Origin of the sequence: Prevotella micans F0438 (genome assembly GCF_000243035.1) — a bacterium.
GTDB classification, from domain to species: domain Bacteria; phylum Bacteroidota; class Bacteroidia; order Bacteroidales; family Bacteroidaceae; genus Prevotella; species Prevotella micans.
Window position 1 is genome coordinate 443,653 of sequence record NZ_JH594521.1, and the last position, 11,019, is coordinate 454,671.

At 48.1% G+C, this 11,019-nt stretch carries 6 protein-coding genes; 3 read left to right on the forward strand and 3 right to left on the reverse strand.

Annotated elements, in window-relative coordinates; genetic code table 11:
* Nucleotides 1–392: 392 nt before the first annotated feature.
* The gene (locus tag HMPREF9140_RS10010) at nucleotides 393–2,336 is read left to right on the forward strand and encodes a YncE family protein (protein WP_050810791.1); all 1,944 of its coding nucleotides are present in this window, start codon (nucleotides 393–395) and stop codon (nucleotides 2,334–2,336) included.
* Between the two features lie 12 nt (nucleotides 2,337–2,348).
* Nucleotides 2,349–3,218 (forward strand): DUF4465 domain-containing protein, encoded by an 870-nt coding sequence (locus HMPREF9140_RS01785; RefSeq protein ID WP_006951315.1) that lies wholly within the window; start codon nucleotides 2,349–2,351, stop codon nucleotides 3,216–3,218.
* Between the two features lie 219 nt (nucleotides 3,219–3,437).
* On the opposite strand, the gene HMPREF9140_RS01790 is transcribed toward HMPREF9140_RS01785, so the two are convergent.
* Complete coding sequence (locus tag HMPREF9140_RS01790; protein WP_025073453.1) at nucleotides 3,438–3,698, reverse strand: SemiSWEET family transporter; 261 nt, start codon at nucleotides 3,696–3,698, stop codon at nucleotides 3,438–3,440.
* Nucleotides 3,699–3,857: 159 nt separating this feature from the next.
* On the opposite strand from HMPREF9140_RS01790, the gene HMPREF9140_RS01795 reads away from it, so the two are divergent.
* Nucleotides 3,858–5,117, forward strand: coding sequence for a glycosyl hydrolase 53 family protein (locus HMPREF9140_RS01795; RefSeq protein ID WP_006951317.1), 1,260 nt, complete (start codon nucleotides 3,858–3,860; stop codon nucleotides 5,115–5,117).
* 94 nt (nucleotides 5,118–5,211) lie between these two features.
* Here the strand turns inward: HMPREF9140_RS01795 and HMPREF9140_RS01800 are convergent, their stop codons facing one another.
* Together HMPREF9140_RS01800 and HMPREF9140_RS01805 are read right to left on the reverse strand one after the other, a co-directional pair.
* Nucleotides 5,212–5,772 carry a porin family protein gene (locus HMPREF9140_RS01800; RefSeq protein ID WP_026253245.1) on the reverse strand — a complete coding sequence of 187 codons (561 nt, stop codon included), beginning with the start codon at nucleotides 5,770–5,772 and terminating at the stop codon, nucleotides 5,212–5,214.
* 307 nt (nucleotides 5,773–6,079) lie between these two features.
* Nucleotides 6,080–10,300, reverse strand: coding sequence for an acyl-CoA dehydratase activase-related protein (locus HMPREF9140_RS01805; RefSeq protein WP_006951319.1), 4,221 nt, complete (start codon nucleotides 10,298–10,300; stop codon nucleotides 6,080–6,082).
* Nucleotides 10,301–11,019 lie beyond the last annotated feature (719 nt).

Sequence of the window (11,019 nt, forward strand, 5' to 3'; positions counted from 1 at the left end):
AGTGTGTGTGTGTGTGTGTGTGTGTGTGTGTGTGTGTGTGTGTGTGTGTGTGTGTGTTAGCACTTTTTCCGAACCATGCAAGGATATAGCGTTAAAAAATACGGGAGAAGTGAAATTCTCTCGCGCCGTATTATTGCTATAATAAAAGGTAGGTTCGAAACTCATGGCGGCAAAGGTATATCAATCAATTCGATTGAGCAAAAATGGGCTTATATATTCTTGATTTAGAACAGTAGTGGAAAGCATTCCGCCTTTCGTACGCAAGAGATGATGAAAAATCAAAGTAGTTTTGCACGGTCTTCGTGGAAGAGAAACGATAGGAAGTTTGTTGGTTCTTTCAGGAGATGAATATAATGTTAGAGTTGGATACATTACTTGATTACATGTATAAAATGAACTATAAAATCGTGGCTAGCCGAACCTCGGGAGCGATTCTCGTTGTAGCCATCGCGCTGACGATGATAAGTATTGCCGGCTGTCGCGACGACGAAATAGTAGTGCGCCCGGAGCATAACGACACGGGTGGGCCAATTGCCAGCAAGCATACCGGACTTTATGTGCTTAACGAAGGAAATATGGGGTCGAATAAAGCTACGCTCGACTATCTCGACTTTTCGACCGGTGTTTATTCCCGTAACATCTATCCTTCACGTAATCCTCGAGAGGCCATGGAACTTGGCGATGTGGGCAACGATATTAAAGTATATGGCGGTAGCTTGTGGATTGTAGTTAACCAGTCGAACAAGGTAGAAGTGACTGATGCACGAACTGCCGTAAGCCGCGGGCGGGTGGAGGTACCCAATTGCAGATATATGGCTTTTAAGGATGGATTCGCCTACGTGAGTTCGTATGTTGGCCGGATAAATTCAAAGAGCGTACTTGGTGCGATATATAAAATCGATACACTTTCGTTACGCGTAGTTGACCGCTGTATCGTGGGCTATCAGCCTGAAGAGATTTGCGTCGTAGGAAACAAACTATATGTTGCAAACAGCGGCGGATATAACCCCATGCAAGGAATGGCCTACGACCGCCGGGTGAGTATCATCGACCTGCGAACGTTCAAAGTGAACGGCGAGATTGATGTGGCACCTAATCTGTTCAGACTTCGTACTGACAAGCACGGCAATGTGTGGGTTTCGTCGAGGGGAGATTATGCTTCGACGCCATCGCGACTCTACAAGATTTCCAACGACAGGGTGGAGAGCATGTTCGATATTCCTGTGACCGATTTCGACTTTCTTGGCGATTCGCTCGTCTATCAGAACGAAAAGGAACTTGGAGTCATCGACATCCGCACTAGCAGAATCCTGACTCGCCAGTTGGCCCATATGCCTGCCGGCGAATCAGTGCAAACGCCTTATGGAGTGATTGTCGACGCCTCCAACGGTAATATATACGTAATGGATGCAACGAATTATGTTTCGAGTGGTCGACTGTTTTGCTTCGACCAACAGGGAGCATATAAATGGAGCGTCAGGACGGGCGATATTCCCGGTCATGCCTGCTTCGCGGAGCGTAAGGTAGATGTTCCGTCGGTAGTTCCGCCCGCGTCGGGTTCGGCCTATATCAGTGCAGTCGACGAATATGTGCCTGCGCCCGGTCAGTTCATTAACGTATTGCCTGCTGTCGACGCCGACGACAACGTGGACTCTGTTCTCAAGAAGTGCACTGCTACGCTGAAGGGCGGATTCGACGGTATGATAAGCCTTGGCGGATTCGGCGGTTATATAACTTTCCACTTCGACCACCCAATTCGCAACATATCAGGCGAGCCTGACCTTCTCATCAAGGGGAATGCCATGGTGGGCGCCAGCGAGCCGGGCATAGTGATGGTGTCGAAAGATGAGAACCGAAACGGATTACCAGACGACCAGTGGTTCGAGCTCAAAGGAAGTGCCGATACCGACAGTGTAGGCAAGGTGACGTTCGGCTATCGGATAACATACACCGAAAATCCGATGCGCGACATCCCCTGGACCGACAGTCGTGGCGTATCGGGCACCGTTCCGCGGAACGAATTTCATAAGCAGGAATATTTCCCGATGTGGCTGCACGGCCAGCTCACGTTCGAGGGAACTCTCTTGCCACGGAACGGTTATCGGAACTCGTTCTGGGTATTATCGGCTTTCCGATTCGGCTATGTCGATAACCTGCCAACCGATGAAGGCTCGTCATTCGATATCGACTGGGCTATCGACTCGCATCGCAATCCTGTGCACCTTGACCAGATTGATTTCGTTCGTGTATACAACGCCCAGAACCAGGTATGCGGATGGCTCGGTGAGACGTCGACCGAAGTGCGCGGGGCAAAAGACTTACATTATTTAAACTAACATAAAAAGCAAATGAAGAAAATCTACACAACACTCGCGCTCGCAATGGTTGCGGCGCTAACAGCATCGGCCCAAAACGTCGTGGCCGATTTTGAAAACATCGAAGGAGTTACTCTCAATGCCGACGGATATTACATCGGCCGCGAAACCTCTCGAGAATTTAATAACTATGGTGCAAAGGGATATTATTGCGACTTCAAACAAGGCCCGTTCCGTTTCTCACAGAGCTACACACCATCCTATCCCGCATGGTCTGGCTTTGCTATTTCCAACCGAACCGAAACCGCCTTCAACAATCTCACGCCCGACCAATACAATAATGTAGTTGGCGGCGGATATAGCGGCTCTTCCAACTTCTGTGTGGTATATGGTTCGATGGATAGCATCAGCGTCGACCCCGGCACTAAAGTAAACGGCTTCTACATCACCAACTCGGCCTATTCGAAGAACAGTTTCACCAAAGGCGACAGCTATGCAAAGGCACTAAAACAGGAAGGCGACTTCTTCAAAGTAACCGTCACGGGAGTGAAGGCCGACCGCAGTGAAGTCAAGAAAGAAATAATGTTGGCCGAGGTGGTCTACGGTTCGCTCGTCTATATAAACAACTGGCGATGGGTAGACCTAAGCGACTTCGGCGAGGTTTCAACGTTGCGCTTCTCGTTCACCGGTTCCGATACGGGACAGTACGGTCTTAACACCCCGGCCTATTGCGTAATAGACAATCTCACGGCCAGCGTAACCACCTCTGTTTCGTCGGTTCATAGCGATGCCATCGAAGTAGCCCGCTACACACTCAACGGCATTCGCCTCTCCGCTCCGCAGAAAGGTGTTAACATCGTCAAGATGAGCGACGGCACAACACGCAAGGAAATTGTGAGATAGAATATGAACAAAATAGGTGCGGAAATAGTGCCTATAATATATAAAAGGTAGAAACGGAGCAGAATACGACCCGAATACAGTCGTATTTTGCTCCGCTCTTTTGAAATATACCCCAAATACGGTCGTATTTCTGTTCTCCTGGTAAAAAGACGGCCAAATCCCTTGGGGGGCGTTCTCCTGATGAAAGGACGAACTAACCCAATATATCGACAACCGAACCTATAAAGCCGTAAACGCGGCAACAAAACCGAAGATTATACCCGGAGTATTGGCAATTGCAAGCGGGAGGTCGCGCTTTTCCTTAAACAAACCGTAGGCAACCCAAAGGGTACAGTTTATTCCGGCCATGAATGGCTGAATGAACGTGCCTTTATGGCCGGCGAGATTATTCTGAATCTGCGGAAAATAAAAAATATACATCATAACCGATGTGGCCATGCCTACCCAGCCCATCATACCAAAAAATTTTTCTTTGCTCATTGAATAAAACGTTTGATTAGGTTGGCGAAGGTAGAACCAAATGGCAGAAATATTTTTCATATCAGACGATAAGTGGGCTATCTGGATTTCTTCGTGATTAGTGTCAAGGATTTTAGACTTAACTTTGTCGCACTCACAAAATCTACAAACAAACTTATTATGAACATCATCAAGAATATTATGATTGGGGCGACGCTTATGTTATCACTCCCCGTTGTTGCCCAGAAATTTGTGGGCGGCGATATCTCGCTTCTACCGTCCTACGAGCAAAAGGGTGCAAAATACTACGATGCATCCGGGAATGCCATTCCCGCGCTTCTGCCCTTCCTGGCCCAACAGGGATGGAATGCACAACGAGTTCGATTGTTCGTCGACCCATCGAAGGCACCGGCCGAAAAACGGGCCGAAGGTGCCGTGCAAGACTTGGATTATGTAACCGCACTCGGGAAACGAATCAAATATACCGGACAGAAGTTTATGCTCGACCTCCACTACTCTGACACCTGGACCGACCCCGGGCAACATGCCGTACCAGTAGATTGGACCAGCGCATCGCCCACCGAACTAGTCGACAAGGTGTACAGCTACACAAAATCCACCCTGCAACATCTCGTGGTAGCCGGCGCAACACCCGATTTCATCCAGCCGGGCAACGAGATAACCTACGGTATGCTTTGGCCCACCGGAAGATGCTATCCTACCGGCGCAAACTATGGCTCGGGAACTTTCGAAAACTTCGCACGATATCTGAAAGCCGCCATCAGAGCTTGCAGAGAAGTATGCCCGGAAGCGAAAATCGTTGTGCATACCGAGATGAGCTTCGCCGACAACGTACCGGCATTCTATAATACGCTAAAAAGTTATACGGACGACTACGACATCATCGGACTTAGTTATTATCCCGATTATCACGGCTCGCTTTCTACCTTGAACAGCGTTCTTACGAGGCTTGAAACCAACCATCCGTCGAAGAAAATTATGATTGTCGAAACCGGCTACGGCTCACAATGGCAACTACCCGGAAGCAAGAAAAACTTTACTTCCGTATGGCCGCTCACCGAACAAGGACAGGCTAAATTCGCCTCCGACCTGATAGCACTTCTGAACAATCATGCCAGCGTTACCGGATTATTCTGGTGGATGCCCGAAGACAACGAGGCCGGTGTAGATTGGCACAATCCCGTACGAAGTACCTGGTGGAATGGCTCGCTTTTTAACCAAAGTACGGGTCGAGTTCTGGGCGCGATGCAGATTTTGCGAACATTTCTTGGTGGAAGCAACGAAGTCTCTCATCGGTTCACCGATAAATCAGAGTTAGAAAAGTGGTTCACCCCCTCGGGTCAGGCCATTGTACAGCCCGTTAGGTCGGGGATATACATAACACAAGGAAGAAAAATTTTTATACCGTCCGTCCGATGATAATCTCGGGCATAAAAAGGGGATGCATCACGCGGATACATCCCCCATCCATTAACTTTTAATTCTTTACTTATGAAAACATTCTTATTCTATACTATAGCTGGAATTTATAGCCCAGAGTAACCTGGAATACATCATTCTTATATTTGCCAACCTCGTTGAACTTTGTCAAGCCCCAATTGTAGCGGGCATCAATCTGGAAGTTGCTGTATTCATAGGAAACGCCCACAGGAATAGAGAGGTCGAATTTCTTGCCACCTTTCAAATCTATAGCCTTGGCGCTGCCTGCCTTAAACTTGTTGCTAATCTGGAAACCAGGCTGAACACCGAGCTTAACTGCCAATCCGGAAACAACATAAACATTAGCCATAACCGGAACGTTCACGTAATCCATCTGGAATTTATCATCCTTCATCTTGTATCCCTGCTGAGAATACATTGCTCCAAGGGTGATTGAGAGCAGGTCGGTTACTTGATACTCGGCTTCTACTCCGGCTGCGAGCCCGAGTTTCATCTCGGCGTCTTTAGGGGCATCTGAAACTGTGGCTAAATTTAATCCGACTTTAGGTTGGATGTTAATTGAACCAATTTCGTGTTGTGCATAAGCACCTACTGCGGCAAGCATTAAAGCTGCCATAAAAACTAATTTTTTCATAATTCAAAGTATTTAGTTTAACTATTCTCTCTGCCGCGTGCAGAAGAATACGAGGCAAAATTAACTACTTCCTAATTAATTAACAAATATGCCAGAACTCAAAGTGTTTTGCCGTGTCTCCCTATGAAAGAATAGGAGTTTAGGCACTCGTCGGAGTAACGTTCAATTGCTGAAATTACCTAAACATGAACTGTCTATTCATAAATCCCATAGACAAGTCTTTCTTTCTTGTTGATTTCCCTTGAAAAGGCATTCCCTCCCTCCGCCTTTTTAGTGCTTCTGACTTTTTCCCACCGTGAGGTGAGAATTATGCACTTAGTGTATCGAGAAAAAGGAGGAGACGATTGGTTATATTAACCTCGCTGACGCCCGAATCGAAGTCGAGGCTAAGAAGGTTTAACTCGGGATATAGGTCGTGCAGCCGCTTTTCGATGCCTTTGGAGATGATGTGATTAGCTATACAACCGAAAGGCTGGAGACTGACAACATTTTTCACTCCGTCGCGATAGAAAGCGGTAATATCGGCTGGCAAAAGCCAACCTTCACCGAACTGAGCGGCAAGCGAAACAATACCTTTGACACCCTCGGCCTCATGATAGATGTTGGTGAACGGACGGAAATAGCGGAAGCCAGCACCGGCGCGATTAAATTGTTTCTGTCGGCGCTCGATGAGTTTGTAGAGTGTGCGGACAACGAAATTGGGCATATTCGAATCACTCAAACATAAATCTTTCTGTGCTTCGACATTGATGAACTCCTGGAAGAAGAAAGGCGAAATGAGTGGCGGAACCACTTCGATACCGCGTGAGATGAGTTGTTCGCCCAAGAATTGATGACTAAAGGGATTGAATTTTAAGAATATTTCGCCTACAACACCCACCTGCGGACAATCCTTATCTATCGTGATGGCGTTGAACTCCTTAGCGGCACGGGCTACTAGTTCAACAAGGCCTTGGGAATCTTTCTTGGCGATACGACGTTGCCCCAAACGGATGTATTTCGTTTTTAACTCGAGAGCCGTTGGCATTCCGGGAGTTTTCAGTTCGCGTACCACGGCAGCATAATAGAGTTTGGCCAGGGCATCGCTGTAGAGGAGCGTATTGATGGTTATACCAGCCAGTTTGAGCCATGGAAATTCAAACCCTTCCTGTTCGTTATCTGTGCCGGCTGTGGAAACACCCAAGGTAATGAGGGGCACGTTTTCGAAACCATTAGCGATGAGGGCGCGTTTGATGAGGGCTGTATAGTTCGTGGCACGGCACTGTCCGCCGGTTTGTGTCATGACGAGCGCTACTTCGTCGGGGTTATATTTCCCGGAACGCAAGGCTTTCACCATGTCGCCCACTATGAGCGTCGCAGGATAACATACCTCGTTATTGGCATAAGCCAGACCGAATTGCGCACTGTCGGAGTCGCTCATCGGCAGAATCTCAAGGTTATATCCAGCCAATTTGAGTAGCGGTGGGAGTAACGGCGAGAGATATTCGGTGAAATATGGTGCAAGAATTTTCCGGTTACGGTCTTTATTACGAAAGATATTTGTACGTGGAAATGGTTCTGGGCTGGAGACTTGCTGATTGGTTTTTAGACTGTCGACAAGGCTTCGGATGCGCAGTTTCAGACTTCCGATGTTCGACACATCGTCGATTTTCAGCAGTGTGAATGGCTTGCCGTACCGACGCATAATATCGCGAACCTCGTCCTGTACAAAAGCATCGGGTCCGCAACCAAAGCTGGTCATCTCAACGAAATGTACGTCGGCAGCCTGTTCAGCTGTCCATTGTGCGGCCTTGATAATGCGATTTGTGAACGACCATTGCTCAACTAAATGTGTGTCGCCGCGTCCCACCTGATTGTTTCCGCGCACAATATCGTCGGAGATTACATTCACGCCCAGTGATGCAATCATGTCGGAGAGTTTATGCTGAATGAGCGGGTCGGCGTGATACGGTCGGCCGGCTAGCAAAATGGTCAGCTTGCCTGTTTGCCTACTGTCGGCCAGGATAGTTTCATTCTGCCGGCGCATATCGTTCTCAAAATCGGTTTGTGCTTTTTGTGCGGCGTCGATAGCCTGTCCAATTACCCTACGCTTAACCCCGAGGCTTTTTAGATAGGCAGTGAGTTGTTTGCGTAGCAGCTTGGGGTTGGCAAAGTTTATCACGGGCGAATCCATGAGCGTTTGGAGTTTCATACTACTCCGAACCACGTCAGAATAAGCCGACACGATGGGACAGTTAAACGAGTTGTCGGTACGGTCATCGTCTTTCCGCTCATAGACCACGTAGGGGAAGAATATGCGGTTGAGTCCTGCACGATCGAGTTCGGCAATATGACTGTGTACGAGCTTTGCCGGGAAGCAGATATTATCGCTCATCACGGCGCGCAACTGACTTTCGTAGTTGCCAAATGTGCTACGCGACGAGAGCATCACGCGGAATCCAGCCACAGAGAAGAGTGTTGCCCAGAAAGGATAATCTTCATAGAGACCCAGCACTCGCGGAATACCTATCGTCGGTGCGTCCGACGGAGCAGAGGGATAATGCAAGGGATTGAAGAGACGGTCGTATTTATACGTATATATATTCTGTCCGGCTCGATGATTCTTTCCGTAGTTGTTGAAGATTCGTTCGCACTTGTTTCCCGAGTAGAATTTGTTTCCGCCATGGAAGGAGTAGCACGTAACGTTACAATTGTTTTCACAGCCTTTGCAGTGTAGTTGTCGCTTTTCGCTTTTGGTTTCTTCTACTTGCAGAGGTTGTGGTTTTCTATCCTCAGCGAAGGATATGGCATGAAGTGCACATCCATAGGCGCCCATTAATTCGGGCATATCCGAACGTGCCACATCATATCCCGTGAGTAGTTCGAAAGCCCGAACTACGGCATCGTTTCTCATTGTCCCGCCCTGCACTACAATCTTGCCGCCCAGGTTGTCGTTGCCATGGATTTTGAGCACTTTGTAGAGGCAGTTCTTTATAACGGAATACGATAATCCCGCGCTTATGTCACCTACCGACGCGCCTTCGCGCATAACCTGTTTCACTTTCGAGTTCATGAAAACGGTGCAGCGCGTTCCAAGGTCGCAAGGATTGGTTGCAGTGCAGGCAATACGGGCAAAGTCGGCAATGTTATATCCCAGATTGTTGGCGAACGTTTGCAGAAAAGTTCCGCACCCACTCGAGCATGCCTCGTTGAGTTCCATTCTAACCACAACGCCGCGGTCTACGAAGATAGCCTTCATGTCCTGTCCGCCAATGTCGAGAATGAAACTCACCTCGGGAAGCAGACGTTTGGCGGCCTCGTAATGTGCCATGGTTTCGATTATTCCGCTGTCGAAATTGAATGCCGCTTTAATTAGTTCTTCGCCATATCCGGTTGAACAGCTACCCATCACTTCGAGGCGTGTGTGCGAGCTATCGGCCTGTGCTTGTAATTTTTTCAATCCTTCGCTGGCGGCTTTGACTGGATTACCGAGATTGGGGGCGTAATGGCTGAATACTATTGTACCGTCCTTGCGCGCGGCGATTATTTTTGTTGTAGTCGACCCCGAGTCAATCCCGATATAAACTTGTTCTGTCATCCCGGCCCGCAGCGGTGAGACCGGTGTTGAATATTGCAGTTTTCGCTCGCACCATTGCTGATGTTCGTCCTCATTAGCAAAGAGCGGCTCCAGGTCTGAGCGGCGTTTAAGTTCGCGTTTTATGTCGAGCCGACCCCGCAGTTCGCCCACGCTTATCCCATCTTCTTTTCCGGCCCGAAGTGCGCAGCCGATGGCAGGAATAAGGTTCGATTGGTTCGATACGATGAAACTTTCCTCCAGCGGCATTTTCAGATAGTCGGCAAAAGCTTTCCTCAGAGCCGGCAGGAAGGTTAGCGGACCGCCGCAGAGTAGCAGTGGCGGTTCATAATCGCAGCCGTGCGACAGTGTGGTTATTGTTTGAACGGCTATCGAATGAAATATCGACGCTGCAATATCGGCCCGTGAAATATTTCGAGCCATGAGATTCTGAATGTCAGTTTTAGCAAACACTCCGCAGCGCGCTGCAATCGGATAAACCTGTTTTGCCTCAAGTGCAAGATTATTCAGCTCGCCGTTATCGACTCCCATGAGTACGCCCATCTGGTCGATGAACGCTCCGGTTCCTCCGGCACAGTTGCCGTTCATTCGCAGCTCCATACCATGTCCACCGAAGAAAACCACCTTAGCATCTTCTCCTCCGATATCGATGAGTGCCTTTGCCTCAGGATGCAATTCGCGTGCATAGACGGTTGCTGCAACTACCTCCTGCACGAACGTAGCGCCCAGTTGTTCGGCTGTGGCCATGCCAACCGACCCGGTGACACACAGCGACACCGAGTCGGTGCCAACAAGCTGTGCAACATCGTCGAAATATTGTTCGATGAGTGCTCCAACCTTTGCGTTATGCCGTTCGTAGCGCGAATAAACTGTTTTATTCTCCCTGTCGAGCACAGCAATTTTTGCGGTTGTAGAGCCGATGTCGAGCCCGATTCTATATGATGATTCTCTCATGAAATATCTTATTATTTAGTCGATGCAAAATTACACACCTTTTCTACGATAAGTAGATGTTTAAAATTAAATGCCACCAGATTCGTCTTTGTTTCTCAGTTGTTTTTTCAGATAAAATAAGGAGTATAGCCGGCTATATAAATGATGGGAGACGAGAAAGAGATATGAAGATAAGAGGTAAAGTTCTACCCGTGAAAAGATTGAATGATAGAGCGTTTTTTACATTTACGACATGAAACTTTTGTCCAATCCGACAGAACTCTTTACTTTTGCCGCCATGAGTTTCGAACCTACCTTTTATTATAGCAACAATACGACGCGAGAGAATTTCACTTCTCCCGTGTTTTTTAACGCTATATCCTTGCAAGGTTCGGAAAAAGTGCTAACACACACACACACACACACACACACACACACACAGGCATCTAGCCTCACCTAACTTATTTTTACGCGCGCGTAGAAGTTACGCAAACCTAAGGAAACACAAGGGGTATAGCTATCTCTGGTGTTATGTTTTTCGTACCCTTTCCAGAATCGATATAAGAGAAAATAAGGAAAGATTTTATCTCCAAAACCTGCACGAAAATCGTACGGCGAATACTCCCATTCCTGTAAACATAAACTCCCACTCGGCCGATAGGCCGCATGTAGGGACAGACCCCGTGTCTGTCCGCCGGCCCCTAGACCTAATACATGCACAATCGCTCGAGTCTTACTTG